Source organism: Bacillus sp. FSL R9-9492 (genome assembly GCF_038007365.1).
GTDB lineage: Bacteria > Bacillota > Bacilli > Bacillales > Bacillaceae_G > Bacillus_A > Bacillus_A mycoides.
The window spans coordinates 686,574-702,311 of the sequence record NZ_JBBOXC010000001.1 but is presented as its reverse complement, the minus strand read 5'-3'; the positions used below and the strand labels follow the sequence as shown (position 1 = coordinate 702,311).

The 15,738-nt window shown below is 34.8% G+C and carries 10 protein-coding genes; 3 read left to right on the top strand and 7 right to left on the bottom strand.

Annotation, left to right across the window (positions count from 1 at the left end; genetic code table 11):
* Positions 1-86: 86 nt before the first annotated feature.
* The 6 genes from MKY70_RS03405 to MKY70_RS03380 form a co-directional block, all read right to left on the bottom strand.
* Positions 87-1,058 carry a phosphotransferase enzyme family protein gene (locus tag MKY70_RS03405; protein WP_341023177.1) on the bottom strand — a complete coding sequence of 324 codons (972 nt, stop codon included), beginning with the start codon at positions 1,056-1,058 and terminating at the stop codon, positions 87-89.
* Positions 1,059-1,087: 29 nt separating this feature from the next.
* Complete coding sequence (locus MKY70_RS03400) at positions 1,088-1,774, bottom strand: CPBP family intramembrane glutamic endopeptidase (RefSeq protein ID WP_341023175.1); 687 nt, start codon at positions 1,772-1,774, stop codon at positions 1,088-1,090.
* Positions 1,775-1,972: 198 nt separating this feature from the next.
* Positions 1,973-2,572 carry a TasA family protein gene (locus MKY70_RS03395; protein ID WP_113734761.1) on the bottom strand — a complete coding sequence of 200 codons (600 nt, stop codon included), beginning with the start codon at positions 2,570-2,572 and terminating at the stop codon, positions 1,973-1,975.
* Positions 2,573-2,830: 258 nt separating this feature from the next.
* On the bottom strand, positions 2,831-7,072 hold the full coding sequence (locus MKY70_RS03390; protein WP_341023168.1) for a S8 family serine peptidase: 4,242 nt from the start codon (positions 7,070-7,072) through the stop codon (positions 2,831-2,833).
* A gap of 390 nt (positions 7,073-7,462) precedes the next feature.
* On the bottom strand, positions 7,463-8,104 hold the full coding sequence (locus tag MKY70_RS03385) for a response regulator (protein WP_044444480.1): 642 nt from the start codon (positions 8,102-8,104) through the stop codon (positions 7,463-7,465).
* A gap of 1 nt (position 8,105) precedes the next feature.
* Entirely contained in the window at positions 8,106-9,938 is a 1,833-nt protein-coding gene (locus MKY70_RS03380; protein WP_107887591.1) for a GAF domain-containing sensor histidine kinase, read from the bottom strand.
* 408 nt (positions 9,939-10,346) lie between these two features.
* Between MKY70_RS03380 and gerKA the strand changes: the two genes are divergently transcribed.
* Genes gerKA through gerKC form a run of 3 tightly spaced genes read left to right on the top strand, consistent with a single transcriptional unit; the run spans position 10,347 to position 14,041 of the window.
* Positions 10,347-11,849, top strand: a complete 1,503-nt coding sequence (gene gerKA, locus MKY70_RS03375; RefSeq protein ID WP_341023164.1) for a spore germination protein GerKA — start codon at positions 10,347-10,349, stop codon at positions 11,847-11,849.
* Positions 11,830-12,936, top strand: a complete 1,107-nt coding sequence (locus MKY70_RS03370; protein WP_341023161.1) for a GerAB/ArcD/ProY family transporter — start codon at positions 11,830-11,832, stop codon at positions 12,934-12,936. The genes gerKA and MKY70_RS03370 overlap by 20 nt, the downstream gene beginning before the upstream one ends.
* Positions 12,917-14,041 (top strand): spore germination protein GerKC, encoded by a 1,125-nt coding sequence (gene gerKC, locus MKY70_RS03365; protein ID WP_113770317.1) that lies wholly within the window; start codon positions 12,917-12,919, stop codon positions 14,039-14,041. Before MKY70_RS03370 ends, gerKC begins: the two co-directional genes overlap by 20 nt.
* A 32-nt stretch (positions 14,042-14,073) precedes the next feature.
* On the opposite strand, the gene treC is transcribed toward gerKC, so the two are convergent.
* Positions 14,074-15,735, bottom strand: a complete 1,662-nt coding sequence (treC, locus tag MKY70_RS03360) for an alpha,alpha-phosphotrehalase (protein WP_341023158.1) — start codon at positions 15,733-15,735, stop codon at positions 14,074-14,076.
* Positions 15,736-15,738 lie beyond the last annotated feature (3 nt).

Genomic DNA, 15,738 nt, shown 5'->3' with positions numbered 1-15,738 from the left:
ATATTATTTTAATAAAACAAACATATTTTTGTATAAAAAAACAAAGTATACATTTATTTTGTATACTTTGTTTTAGCACGAATGTATTATATATTCACAATTGCTTCTTTTTTTATAATTCTTTCATAGAGTTGTTCAGCTAATTCTCTGAAATGACTTGGCATTTCTTTCCCTTTAAACTTCTTTTGGAGCGTACCGTATAAACCTATATCACGTAAACGTAAAAATAACGGTAATGATTCATACCAAGTTTCCGCTAGCCTGTGCTCATATTCATACCCTTTTCTTAACACTTGTAACTGTTTACGAGCGAATGTCGTCTTCTCCTCCACTGTCCATGGTGTAAAAAGAACAGAGTAATAAAGAACCATTGCCAAATCATGAATAAAATAATTATAGGCCGCATCATCAAAATCAAAAATTGTTAGCTCTTTTCCATCATAATGAAAATTACCTGGATGAATATCACCATGCATAAGGCCGAATGTTTCTCTTTCAATTGGAAGAGCCTTTATTTCCTCCATTAATACAGCAGCAATTTCTTTCACTTTCTCATCTTCTAATTCATTAACAATACTACTTTCATCCTCTTCCCACGTATCACGGTAGTCTGTTTTAGGGTAATTCATTGTAAGGCGGTGCAATTGTCCGATCGCTTTTCCCCACGCTTCAAAGTAAGCATTTCCCCAATAAGGCGATTCTTCTCCTTTTACTTGCTCACCTTTTGCATATGTAAATAAAGACGCAAAAAAGAAAGTACCATCTTCCGCTCCGATTTCTTCTACAAGATTTTGAGATATTGAATTAAGAGGTCCCGCCACTTTCGCCCCATGCTCCGCAACATACCGTAAAAAATCTAGTTCGGCCTCTACCTCTTTTTTAGAACGATGAGAAGAATGAGTTAAGCGTAATACGTAATCTTCATTATTTTTACCCTTCGCCTTAAAAATATAATTTTCAAAATCACCAAGTGGCTTTTCTTCTACTTTCACATTAAATATCTTTGCAGCTTCTGCTAAAATCTCATGTGTAAAAACTCGTTCCACAGCTATTTCCATATTTATTCCCTCCTATATGTACCCTCTAATTAATTCGACATGAATGTGAGAAGTACTGCTATGAAATTGAATACTGCGTGGGCAATCATAGCCGATAAAATAGAATTTGTTTTCTCATATAACCACGCAAATACTACTCCGCTTAAAAAATTCACCGGTAATGTGTTATATGTCGGGATATGAACAACAGTAAATATTGTTGAACTTATAAGCATACCGCCCCATATACCATACCTATCACGAAAAAATGTATAAAAAACACCTCTATATAAAATCTCTTCATAGATTGGTGATATAACCGCCGCTCCAATTACCGCGATGCAAAACGAATATATTGATTTATCATCTTGGATCGTCTCCGTTTTACTATTTTCAAAAGAAATCCCCAGTTTCTCCATTATCATTAATACACCAATACTAACTACAATCAAAGAAATAACCGCTACAAATGTCCACAATAAATCTTTCCATGAAAGCTTCCGAATTCCAATATCTTTCCACGACAGTTTATATCTTTTTATGCAAAAAAGATAAACTACAAACGTAAATATCACTGCCATTATAAGTCCCATTAATACTCCAGCATATAATGAGTTCCCTAGTATTTTTAAAGCATAGTCATAAAAAAGAGATTCAACTGTTACTGGAACAATAATGAATACAAATCCAAATAAATATAAGATTTCTTCCCATCCCCACATATACCTCAAAGTCATCTATACCATCCCCTATATCCTATTTTCTTCAGTATAAAAGATGACGTAACGTAACTTTCAAGCTACTTTTTTCAAATAATTCAAGCGTAATTTTCTCGCAAAATAAAAAAAGGTTGATTCACTCAATCAACCTTTACACTATTAAAAATTCTATTCCTCAATTCCTCATCAATTCATTCTCATATATAACATTTATCTTTATTTCTCTTCACCTTTTGTCTGCATTGAATTGAAGGTCCAATTTAATTTTAATGAATCTCCTTGAAATACATTTTGTTCTTCATCGTTATCTACAAATGTGAACATTACGTAGAAAGTATCATCATCACCAGGAGCAAGTCCATTTCCTTCTCGGTCTACAACACCTTTTTGCACAAGATCAGGAATACTTCCATTTTGCGTAGCTACCTTTAATTCTGACAATGTAGTAGACCATATTGGAACCTCATTTTTATCCAAATTCCATAAGAAATCAACACGGATATGATCACCAAAATCAGCATTTCCATTATCTCCTTTAGCATCGATTACACTATAATCTGTAAGAAGTTTCACGTCTCCTATCGCTAAGGTTCCTTTGTTAACTAATTGAAAACCGCGCTCCATTTCATCACCTGGTTTAATATTGTCGACATTAATAACAACTTCAGGATTAACACTCAAATCTAAAGTACCCGCTGCGAACGTGTTTTGTGACACTTCTTTATCACTAAAATACGCATATGTGCCTCCACCAATTAAAGATAGACCAAGAGCTGCAGTTACAACACTCATACCAAGTTTTTTCTTAATACTCATTTCACAAGTCCCCCTATTTTTAAAGTTTAAACTACAAACCTTATTTCCATCCCACAAACAATAATAATTAAGCAACTACCTTGTCCCACAACGAAAGCGAACTAACTTTAAACTAGTTACTTCATGTACCCAAACGACTATTACTTTTAAAATAACCGGTAATGTTACCGTAAATCATTACCGGTTATTTGTTAGCCAATCTCATTTAATTTTATATTCATTGTCTTATTGCTTTATTTACTCTAGAAGTTTGTCCACTTATTTTTTTGGTTCTAAACCAATAGAGCGTAAGATTTTATCTAACGTCACTGGCCCTACATTTTCTTTCGGCTTCTGATTTTCTTTAGCATCTCGACCCTTTTTCAAGAAATTCTTCTCGATAAAACGAATATCTATTTCATTTACAACACCATCTTGATTGACATCTCCATCTTTTGCAGCCACTTTTCCTTTTTCATATGAAAGAGCTGCTATTCTAGCATCTTGAATATCCACCATTTTATCGCCGTTTACATCACCTGCAAGGTTGTCATCCATATCGGCTCTAAAGTTTTGTCCCACTAATTCTCCATCTTGCATTTTCCCTATTTTTGTAGTTAATTTACTATTTAAATGACCCGGCATTTCTACGAAAATATCATATTCTTTATCGCTTACAGGAACACTATGAATTTCAAATTGCCCATTATCATTAACCGTTCCTGTATATTTCTTTCCATCCTTGCCAACTGCGTACACTTTTGCTCCTAGTTTTGTGTAATCATTCTTACCTAAATACCCCTCTTCATTCAAGAAAGCTTCTGGACCAATATATCCTGTAACTGTTGAATGTTTCGAAACAATAGCAAAAGATTTATCTTTAAACACAGGAATCTCAGTACCTTCTGATGCACCAGCTTTTGTATAAGAGAACTTATTTGCTCCAAATGCAGTTAAATCATTAAAATATTCATCGCTCGTCATTTCGAATGTAACATCTAAAAATGGTGTATCTCCATCTAATCCTTTAAATTCTTTTCCTTCCAATGATGCGCCAACTTTCACCTTGTTTTCCCAAGTTCCTTCTGTATTTATAGCCGGATCTTCTAATGTCAAGTTTAATCCATGTTGTTTTGCATATTCCGTAAGCGCTGAATTTGGTTTCACATCTGTAAATTTAAATAGCTGCTTATCATAAGGGATTTCAAATGTACCTGCCGTAAGTTGTTTTACATTATTGAGATTTAAAGTTAACGTAATTTTTTCTCCTAATTTTATTTTATCTTTGTCATAACTTGGAACAGCGTATTCTGTCCCTTCTTTTACAAAGACATAATCTTTATATCCAGTTGCCATATTCCCTGCAGTTGCGAGGTCATATCCAAATAATTTTAAATTTAACGGTTCATTTATTTCTTCTGGAAGTACTCCAAATTTAAAGTCACCATTGGCCTGAATTGTATTCAGCCAACCTGATGGAAAGGCCGAGTTCTGATAATATACAATTTGATTAGCTTTTTGGTCATACTGCAGGCCTTTTGCCTTTAATGCATCCACTGTAGAATCATAGACATTACCATGCACCCATAATGCCCGCTGGCCATCTTCTTCTTTGAACATAGAATCATTTACTTCATGAATACCAGGTTGTACATCCTTAAATTTCATTTCAGGTATTACATTATCAATGATAATGCTGTCGCCTTTTGTATAAGCTTTTCCTTCTTTATCATATCCAACGAAGTTCAATTCGTAATCTCCATCAGGCAACATAACAGGTTTATCCCCAATTGGATGAGCTGGATCTCCCGTGAATGGAAGTACATACCCTCCCATACCAGAAAACATCATATATTCAACATTCGGTGTTAGACTACTTGCATTAAGTGTACCAACGACTCCTAATGCCTTCCCTGTCTTTCGATCCTTCACAACTGCATCAATGGTTTCAAGAGGACTATTTAATTTAAATACCAACGGCGAACTTGGTCTTTCCATAAATGGATGGAATTTAGATGCATCTGTTGCCATTGCGTCTCTCAGCAAATCTACAGATTCAATCCCTTTTTCTGTGAACTTCACTGCAAACGGCACTTGATATACTTCTTTTTCATTGTTTTTATTTGAAATATGAATATATCCCTCATATCTACCGAATTCAGCGTTTTCTGGAATGATAATTTCAGGGCTAATTTCCCCTGATGTACCAGGAGCCACTTTAATAGAATCTTGTACGTTTAGCTTCACACCATTCTTCGCTGCATCTTGCACACCTACACTTGTAGATGAAAACTCTACTTCTAAATTAAACTCTTTCCCATCTGTTTTACTGCTGTTCTTAATTAAGACTTTTCGACTATCTTTAATAGGCCCATTTTCAAGTTGATTTTTATACCCAAATGCAATAGAACCTGTTTTTTCTTCAATTTCTACTTCTTCATCATCTACAACGTTTGATGTTTTATCGATAACCTCGATAGATGTATCTGCATGAACTGCACGATATGCATCAATTCGTCCTGAGCCCACCTCAAATACAGAACGCTCTTCTTTTAAGTCAACTGCGGTATTCATAAGTGCTTCTTTTACTTCAAATGGACTATAGTTTGGATGTTCTTGCAAAATGAGTGCAGCTACCCCCGCAGTATGAGGAGTTGCCATAGATGTACCTGACATACGTCCATACGCTACCGGATAATTTTCTCCATCCTTTGGATCATTAATATATTCAGGAACAGTTGAGAAAATAGACACACCTGGTGCTACAATATCTGGCTTAATATCATCTGTTTTAGTTGCAGGACCACGGGAGCTGAAATCAGCTAAGTGATCTCCCTCTGTTTTTATATTACTAAGTTCTCCAAACGCTAAAGACACATCTCCTTGTGCAGCTTTTGCTTGTAATTTCTCACCATCTACTTTTGTTAAGCGGAACGATGGAATAGATGACGTACTTTCCCCGAGATAACTTGTAATTTCACCATCTACATTGTTGTATACAATTACCGCCTTTGCGCCTGCTTCCTTAGCATTTTTAATTTTTTCATCAAATGTAATCTCACCGCGTTGGATAAGAGCTAACTTCCCTTTAACATCTTTCCCTGTAAAATCATCTGATTTCCCAAGCCCTGCATATACAACCGATAAGGATTGACCTTTCAAATCTTCAATCTTATCAGTAAAGCTTTTTCCAATTAGCATCATCTTATCTACATGTAAATCACCTGCATTGGCGGAAAACGTTGGGATAGTCATCGCAGCATCACTTGCTCCAACTGTAATCGGAAGTGCCGCTGCACTAGGTGATCCAAGGGTACCTTCTCCCGGACCACTATTACCTGCTGCTACTACTGTAACAACACCAGCTAACATCGCATTGTTCACTGCGACAGAAGTAGGATATAAAGGATCATTGATAGACGCACCTAGTGATAAATTGATAACATCCATATCGTCTTTCACTGCTTTATCAATCGCAGCAAGAATACCGCTTGTTTGTCCACTTCCATATGGACCTAATACACGATATGAATATAAGTCTACATCTGGGGCAACGCCCTTAACTGCATAATCCACATTATTCTTTTTGTCTGCAGCAATTGTTCCAGCTACATGAGTACCATGGGATGTATAATATGCACTTCCATCATAAATCTCAGGATATCCTCCAGAGTTTTGCCAATCCTTATACGTTGTCTCCATTGGATCAGCATCATTATTAACAAAGTCCCATCCTTTTATTGAGTTCGGATCTATTTTGCTTGGATCTTCACCTTGCTTTGCACGATATCCTTTATATGCATCTTTCAAATCCGGGTGGTTGTAATCAATACCTGTGTCCAGTACACCTACCTTAATTCCTTTACCTGTTATTTTTTCATCATGCAGCTTGTCCACACCAATTTGTGGTACACTATCAGCCATTTTTGGTTCGACAGCCGTTTTAGCTGTTTCTTTCGGTAAATCAATTTTGACCTCACTATCTTCCCATATGCGCTTAACAATACCAGTGCGAACTAAGTCTTCAATCATATTCGCAGGTAACGAAATTGCTACACCATTAAAAGCATTCTTATATTCTCTTGTTATTTTGGCAGATTTAAAATTCGTCCCTTTATCTTTATTCTTTTGAAGCTGTTCAAACTCTGATTTAAATTCTTTATGAGATGCTTCTACCTTTTGTTCCGCAGTTGAAAGAGCTATTTTTTTCCCTTTAGCTGCTTGTTTTAACATCTCGATTTTGCTAGGTGCTTGCTTAAACTCTACAATCACATTCACATTATCAGGACTTGCTGTATTGATGCCTGGTGAAATAACAAAACCTTGTTTTGTATCTAACGTTTTTAAGGCATTACGTTGTTCCTTTGTAAGACCTTTCAATATAGCGTTTGCATCATCAATCCCAGTTAAAGTAGTTGTATTTACCTCTTCTGCCAATACGTTATATGGAATTCCTTGAGACATTAACATACCAACAGTTAGCGTTCCGATAAGTATTTTTCCGAATTTCCCCTTCTTCATAGCGCATCTCCTTATTATTAAAATTATTTTTTCTAAAATAAATCCTCTGAGCTCCTATTTAGCATTGGCAATTCTATCAACCTTGAATCTATTTAAAATAATCGAGAATCTCCAACACTACTACCGCCATCCCCACACTTCTAATCTTCTTTCTATAAAAGCCCCCATAAATTGTTTCCAACTACAATGATTTACAACATGAATTATTAGTAGCGTTAAGCAATAATTCTATTTTTATTATTTCACATTTTGATTTTTCTGAATATTGAACAAAAGGAGTAATTTTTTTCTAATGATTCTATGCCCAAATAGTACAAAAGAACTACCTTGCCCTTTATTCTTTGTAATATAGAATAAAGAAACACGATAGTTCTTTTAAACATCTCTTATTTAATCCAACGGAACCAATTGATTTCGAACAGCATAAATCACCGCTTGCGATCGACTTTTTACATTTAGTTTTTTAAAAATTTTATTGATGTGAATTTTAACTGTTTTATCACTAATATATAGAGCTTCAGCAATTTCTTTATTACTAAGTCCTTTTACTAATTCAAAGAGAATTTCCTTTTCACGTTCCGTCAGTTCATTTTCATTTGATTCTAATTTCATTTTTTGCTGATGATATGTAATTAATTTTTTAGTCATACGCGGATGAATAACTGAATCGCCTTGATATAACATTCGAATTGCTGCCACTACCTGCTCCGATGATGAATCCTTCAATAAATAACCATCAGCACCAGCTTGGAGTGCATCCATTAAGTACTCATCATGCTCATACATTGTAAACACAAGTACTCGGCAATTTGGATAATTTTTTTTTACTAACTCTGTGGCTTCAATCCCATTTTTCCCTGGAAGATTAATATCCATCAAAATACAATCTGGTCTGCATTCTTCTACTTTTCCCAATACTCCGTCCCCAGAGCTAGCTTCTCCAACCACTTTCATATCAGATTCATCCTCTAGTATGTTCCGAATTGCGTCTCGTAAAAAAGCATGATCATCCACTACTAATATTTTAATCATTTTACGCACCCCTTGTTTGTGAATCTGGAATTAATAGTGTAATTTCTGTCCCTTTCCCTACAGAACTATCAATCTGTAAAGTAGCCCCTAATTGTTCAGCTTGTTCATTCATATGTAATATACCATAATGTGGCTCATTCTTCGTTTTAACCATAGACTCAAATAGTGAAAAGCCAACTCCATTATCCTTAACCCTTAAAAGCACGTGCTCACTTTGATAGCTAAGTAAAACATCAGTCTTTTCTGCTTGTGCATGTTTTACAATGTTTTGCAAACTCTCTTGTAATGTATCAAAAATAACTCTTTCTTTTGAAAAGCTAAGCGCACGTGCATGACCTCTTTCATGATATGTAATATCTAGTTCATATTCTTGTTTTAAAGATTTTATTTTACTTGCTATCGCCTGCTTAAGCCCTAATTGTTGTGTCGGATATGGTTTTAAAGCATAAATAGAATAACGAACTTCTCCTAGGCTTCCTCTTAAATCTTTTATACTTTTCTCTACTATTTGCTGCATATCTATTGGTTTATCACGGTATTTTTTTTGCGCGGATTCTAGTTGGTATATCACCCCGGCCAATGTTTGTGCAATACCATCGTGAATTTCGCGTGCGATTCTATTTCTTTCTTCTAAAATCATTCTTTTTTCCTGTTCAGAAATCAATATCCTTGTTTTAACTACGTTAGCTAATTGGTTTGAAAACGTAGCTAACGACTGTACATCTTCCGGAAAAAAACCCGCAGTTCTACTTTTCCCTGCAACAAACATTCCGACTAGTTCATCATTTACAATAAGAGGAAAATATACAAGCGAGCGTATGATGCTATCAAATATTTCATCTCCAGGAGCCGTACCATTTTTCCAATCATTAAACACAAGATTTTTAGAGATTCCCTCAAACGCCTCTGATATTTCTGAATGATCAGAAATATCAAGACGAACTTTCCCATCTTTTAATAGAAGATTCCAGTTCCCATCATCTTTTGTCCATATTACATATGCTTGTATGCCAAAAAAGCCTTTAAGTGCTTGTTTAATATGTTTCAAGTTTCCTCCGGTTAGTCCACGACTAATTTCTGTCGTAATAAGAAACAGCTCATATAATCGTTCCTTCTCCATCCTTATCCGTACAGAAAAAGAACTAATAACTGAAATTGCTACAAGTGGAAAAAAGAAAAACAGTACTGTAATCTCGTTTATTTCCACACTATATGTACTAATTAATACATGCATCAGGGCCGCATAAGAGAAACCAAAAGTTTCGCAAAGAAATACCGTTACAGTTTTTTTATACCACTGATAGATTGAATATGGCTGCGGAAGAATTATCATTAACAAATCGTAAAAGCGGTTGTTGAAGAAACCAAAAAACACGCAAAATAACAACAAAGATATTAAATTTTCATATAGAACTGACATATCTATCTTGTTAATTAATAAAGACATACATTTATTTGAAAACCATTCGGCCAAGATCAAACTAAGCGCATGCTGAGTACTATTAAATAACATTCTTTGTATCGGTGAACGACGATGCAGGTGAATAATTAGCGTTACGAGTACAATAGCAATAATAGTTATATGGATTCCAAACTGCCAACTCATAGCGTAAATTATCGGAAAGGTAAGCGAGCTAGTTCCTCTCCAAAATCGTACAGGAAAATACTCTGCAATCCCCATAAATATTAATAACAATATTAGTATTGTTGGATGAGAAGGGATTTTAATTTCAAGTAAAGATATAGTTATAGTAATCAAACCAAGAAAAGAAATAAAATAAAGATAAAAACTAGCAATCTTTTCTCTCATAAAGATAGAATTTACTTCTTTCAAAACAACCCCTTCTTTCTTTATTAAACTTCATTTTCTCTATTATCCAATAAAAAACCGGCACTGGCAAAATGGAAGAACCTCCACTAGCCAATCACCGGCTGTGTACTACACCTAAAAAGGCAAGACACAATACTTGTAGTATAAATCGCTTTTCTTAAATTTCCTATTCATCGAATGATGTAATTATGCATACAGCTAGGCTTACCCTCCTATAGTACAAAAGATATATATTAATATCGCCAATCTAACTATACGCTTTCTTTCGATTCCCCTAATTTTCATTTTCTTTAAGTATAGAAGATAACGTAACAGAACTTTCAAGCTACTTTTTCAAATAATCCAAGCATAAATTCCTTATAAAAAACAAAAATTAACAGAAGGAATTTTATTCTAAAAGAGGTGGAATTTATGACACAACACGAAGAACAGCAAGAAAGCAAGAACCAAAAGCATATGTTTCCATCACTTCCGGAAAATATTAATTACATTGAAAATAAGCTCTGTCATTCAGATGATATAAAAAAATTAGATGTCCCTTTCCAAAATGGAAAAGGAACAATCTTATATATCGAATCTTTAGCAGACCCAAATTTAATTCATCAATTAGCTCTTGAGCCTCTATTAACTCGATCAGAGTTGTCTTTAGATAAAGCTTTTTCTACTTTGAATATGAAAAAAGAAACGAATTTAAATTATGGTGTGCAACTTTTATTACAAGGAAAATCATTATATTTTCATGAACAAGTCGACAGTTTTTGTATTTTCGAAACAGCTTTATCTTTAAAAAGGGATATAAAAGAGCCTGACAATGAAGGTGTTGTACGCGGACCACATTCTGGTTTTGTAGAAGATTTAGCTACTAATTTAGCTTCCGTACGGAAACTAATTAAGAGTCCAAATTTAGTCGTTAAATATTTTATCCTTGGTGAAGAGATGCACACGAAAGTAGCAATTGTTTATATGCAAAATATAGCTAATGATGATCTCGTCACAGAAGTAAAAAGAAGATTAGAAACGATTAAGACCGATGCACTAATGCCACCAGGATACATACAAGAATTTATAGAAGACACGTCTTTCTCACCATTTCCACAACAATTAAATACAGAGCGTCCCGACCGAACTGCGGCTAATTTAATGGAAGGGCGCGTTGCCATTTTATCAGATGGAGATCCAACAGTACTTATCGTTCCTGTCACTTTATTTGCTTTTTATCAATCACCAGATGATTATAATAACCGCTGGATTGTCGGATCCTTCGTACGAATGATCCGCTTAGTAAGTTTCTTAATCGCTTTTCTCTTACCAGCTATATATATTGCAACTGTCGCTTTTCATCCTGATGTGCTGCCGCTCGAACTTGTGTATACAATTAAAGCTTCATTAGAGAAAGTGCCACTTCCTCCTATTTTTGAAGCTCTCTTAATGGAGTTAATTTTCGAATTATTACGGGAAGCTGGTATTCGTCTGCCGAGCCGCGTTGGACAAACAATCGGTATTGTAGGTGGTTTAGTAATTGGTGATGCAATTGTAAAAGCCGGACTCGTTTCTTACACAATGATTATCGTTGTAGCTTTAACTGCAATCTCATCTTTTCTCGTTCCATCAAACGATATGAGTTCAGCAGTTCGAATTCTTCGTTTTCCATTAATGATTCTTGCTGCTATATTCGGGTACGTAGGAATATCATTTGGTCTAATTATAACTTTCGTTCATTTATGCCAGCTACATTCATTTCATACACCATATCTTTCTCCTATTGCACCGATGCGAATAAAAGATATGAAAGATTCTTTTGTAAGACTTCCAATTTGGTCGTTTTGGGAACGACCTCATGATCCAAAGCCGAAAAAAATGCAACGACAACATGTAACGAGAGAGGATGAGAACGGTGACAAACACGCAAAGTAAAATTTCACTTGTTCAATTTACCTTTTTCGTTATTCAATGCCAAATCGGGGTTGGTATACTTTCTCTACCAAACCGTCTTCACCCAATAGCGAAAGGTGGTGGGTGGATTTCTGCTCTCATCGCTGGGCTTGCGATTCAACTTATTATTTTACTTATGTGGCTTTTCTTAAAAGGATTTCCTGATGCTGATATGTATGAAAGTGTTTGTATGCTATTTGGTAATAAACTTGGAAAGTTATTAGGGTTTTTTTATGTTTTTTATTTTACTCTTATCGGTATGACCGTCATGTTAAATGCATGTAACGTCATTAAAGTATGGGTCTTACAAGCCACCCCTTGGTCTGCAATTCTCATACTATTTACAATAGCTTGTTGCTACGTAGCCTATAATACATTTAAAGTGATTGTACGATTTTATGTCATGGCCTCTATTCTCATTTTACCTATGTCGCTTTTAATTGCCCTAGGGCTTTCCCGAGCTGATTTTTCTTATATTTTCCCCATTACAGAAGCCGGATGGTGGAATATAATTCAAGCATCCAAGGAAACAATTACAGCCATGTATGGTTTTGAAATTATTCTTATCGCTTTTCCAAAAGTAAATGGCAGTTCTGTGGAAAAACTGAAGGCCATTTCTATCGCTAATGGATTTGTAACGCTTTTTTATACTTTTACTGTTTGGATTTGCTTTATCGTATTTAGTCCAAAACAAGTTGAACTTATTCCAGAGCCAGTTGCTTACTTATTACGCTCCTTGCATATCGGGATTATAGACCGAACTGATTTACTATTCATACCAATATGGATGATAACAGTTGTCGCTTCTATTGCTAGTTATTACTGTGCTGCCTCAATAGGAATTGGACATATATTCAACCTTGCTAATCATAAAAAGGCCGTTCCAATCGTTGGTATTATTGCTTTTAGTGTAGCCTTATTTATAGATACACCTGAAGAATTAAAAGTAATTTCAACTTTCACTGATAAGTTCACCTATATTTTCATAGTTGTTCTCCCTCTTTTATTTCTACTTTATTCAGTAATAAGAAATAAGAAAGGAGAACAGTATGTTCAAAAAAAGAGTTAAACTACTTTGTATATTATGTGCTAGTTCATTCCTTTCTGGCTGTTGGGATCAAGAACCATTAAGAGAAGCCAGATTAGCTTATAGCATTGGATCTGATATTACGGAAGAGAATAAACTCCAGCAAACAGTCGAGCTCGTAAAAAGTTCAAGCGGAGAGCAATCTTCATTCGAGAATGAAATACATTCAGCAACCGGGCATAACATAAGGGATACAAGCGATGCCCTAAAAAAAAATGTGACCGGTAATATTCGCTATTTCAAATATGGTGTTCAACTACTAGGAACCAAAATTCTAAAAAAAGGTATACTACCCTATTTAGATGTTAGCTTTCGGGATCCAACAAACCCAACTGCTTTAGTAAAACTTATTGCAGTAGATGGTGAAACATCCGAGATACTCGAAAAAAAGAAAGTAGGAAATTTACTAATTGGAGATTTTCTAAAGAAAAAAGTGAAAAGCTTAGAAGATATGAGTGTATTTCCAAAAGAAACTTTAGAAACAGCCGCTACAAAAATGTTAGATCCCGGTAAAGACTTTACCCTCCCTTCTATAAAAATAAAAGGAAAAGAAGTAATTACAAACGGGTTAGCTTTATTTAACAACGATAAATTAACTGGGCATTTACCTTTGAAACAATCTGTTCTATTCGTGTTATTAACCGGAAAAATGGGAACAAGTGCCCGTATAACCCAAAAACTTACTAGTGATGAGTCTGAGAAGACATCTGATTATTTAACAATGGAAATCAGCAATCGAAAGTTAAAACGAGACTTAAAAATAACAACTGACAAAAAAGGAAATGTTTACGCCCATCTAAAACTGAAACTGCAAGTAATCGCCCTTGAAGCTCCAAGAGATAATCTTTACAAGATGGATGAAAGAAAAAAACTAAATAAAGAACTGTCTAAACAGCTTACGAAAGAAGCTCAAAAGATAACGAAAAAGTTACAAAAAGCAAATTGTGATGCTTTAGGGATTGGCAGACATCTTATCGCTTATCATCCTGATTTATGGAAGAAAAAAAATTGGAATAAAGATTATGCAAAAGTGAAGTTCAAACCAGAAGTAGAAGTAAATATTTTATATAGCGGTGTCTTAAAATAAAAGGTTGTATGCCCCGCGGGCATACAACCTTTTTATTTTGTATATAGATATACAATTGATTCATAAGGTCTTAAGTTAAGATTTGTAATATCTCTGCTTGGATCTTTATAATTTGATACTACTACTTCTTGTTTCATACCATCCAATTGAACATGAACTGGTACAGAATACGTTATTTCTTCTCCATAGAAGTTATTTATAACAAGTAATACTTCATCATTTACAGTGCGTGTATATGCCCAAATCTTAGGATGATTTTCATCTAAAATAGCATATTCCCCTTCTGTAATTACATCACAAGTTTTTCTAAGTTCAATTAACTTTTTATAATGATAAAATACAGATTCTTTCTCTTCTAACGCTTTTTCTACATTAATCTCTGTATAACTATCCGCCACTGAAATCCAAGGTGTACTTGTTGTAAAACCACTATTCACCTCTTCATTCCACTGCATCGGAGTACGTGAATTATCACGAGATTTTTGTTTTAAAATCCCCATAATCTCTTTTTTTGATAATCCTTCTTCTAGCTTTATATCATATATATTTAACGATTCTACATCACGATATTGCTCGATGGACTCGAATTTAGGATTCGTCATACCGATTTCTTCACCTTGGTAAATGTAAGGCGTTCCTTGCAACATATGCATAGCTGTCGCTAACATTTTCGCAGATTCATTCCGGTACTTCTCATCATCACCAAACCGTGAAACGATACGAGGCTGGTCATGATTACACCAGAATAACGCATTCCATCCTCCGCCCTTTTGCATTTCAATTTGCCAATTAGACATAATTTCTTTTAATTTAATGAAATCAAAATCAGCTTTCGTCCACTTATCACCATTCGGATAATCTACTTTTAAATGATGGAAACTAAACGTCATGCTTAGTTCATTGCGCTCAGGATTCGAATATTTAATACAATTATCAATTGTCGTAGATGACATTTCTCCAACTGTAATTACATCTTTCCCTTCAAAAACATTTTGGCTCATCTCTTGTAAATATTCATGGACGCGTGGACCATCTGTGTAATATTTACGCCCATCACTTGTAGCCGTGGTGCCTTCATCACTTAAAAATCTTTGATCTTTTGAAATTAAGTTAATAACATCAAGGCGGAATCCTTTTACACCTTTCTCCAACCAAAAGCGCATCATATCGTACACTTCTTCACGAAGCTTTTCATTTTCCCAGTTTAAATCAGCTTGCGTCTCATCAAATAGATGTAAAAAATATTGCCCTGTTTTCTCATCATATTTCCAAGCAGATCCTCCAAATTTAGACTGCCAATTATTCTTTTCATCACGCCAAATATAATAATTTCGATACGGACTATTCTTATCTTCTTTTGCTTCTTTAAACCACTTATGCTCCGTTGAACTATGATTTACAACGATATCAAGCATGATTTCAATGTCACGTACTTTCGCTTCTTTTAAAAGCTCTTCAAACTCTTCCATCGTCCCGTAAGATGGATCAATGCTGTAATAATCACTTACATCGTATCCATTGTCATTTTGTGGTGATCGGTATATCGGTGTTAACCAAATATAATCCACTCCAAGTTCCTTTAAATAATCTAATTTCTCTGTAACTCCCTTTATATCACCGGTTTCTTTATTATAGTAACTATTAAAGCTCTTCGGATAAATTTGATAGACTACACTTTTATGCCAATCTTTCATGCT